Source organism: Lentibacillus kapialis (assembly GCF_014646635.1).
Lineage (GTDB): Bacteria > Bacillota > Bacilli > Bacillales > Amphibacillaceae > Lentibacillus > Lentibacillus kapialis.
This window is the reverse complement of the sequence record NZ_BMNQ01000141.1, coordinates 1-654: the sequence shown is the minus strand read 5'-3', so window position 1 is coordinate 654 and position 654 is coordinate 1. Positions and strand designations below refer to the sequence as shown.

Here is a 654-nt window from a genome sequence, read left to right as displayed (position 1 = left end):
TAGAGTACCGAAGTTCCGGATTCCACACTGCCAAGAAAAGCCTCTAGTGAGGTCACAGGTGCCCGTACCGCAAACCGACACAGGCAGGCAAGGAGAGTATCCTAAGGTGAGCGGGAGAACTCTCGTTAAGGAACTCGGCAACATGACCCCGTAACCTCGGGAGAAGGGGTGCTCAGACCGAGTCTGAGCCGCAGTGAACAGGCCCAAGCGACTGTTTAGCAAAAACACAGGTCTCTGCGAAGCCGAAAGGCGAAGTATAGGGGCTGACACCTGCCCGGTGCTGGAAGGTTAAGGGGAAGCGTTAGCGCCTTCGGGCGCGAAGCGGCGAACCGAAGCCCCAGTAAACGGCGGCCGTAACTATAACGGTCCTAAGGTAGCGAAATTCCTTGTCGGGTAAGTTCCGACCCGCACGAAAGGTGCAACGACTTGGGCGCTGTCTCAACGAGAGACCCGGTGAAATTATACTATGCGTGAAGATGCGCATTACCCGCGACAGGACGGAAAGACCCCGTGGAGCTTTACTGCAGCCTGATATTGAATGTTGGTACAGCTTGTACAGGATAGGTGGGAGCCTTCGAAGCGTGAGCGCCAGCTTACGTGGAGGCATCCGTGGGATACCACCCTGGCTGTACGGACATTCTAACCCAGGGCCGT

1 rRNA gene is annotated in these 654 nt (G+C 56.4%); it reads left to right on the top strand.

The features are described 5' to 3' along the window. Positions 1-654 (top strand): 23S ribosomal RNA (locus IEW67_RS17995); the annotation flags it as partial.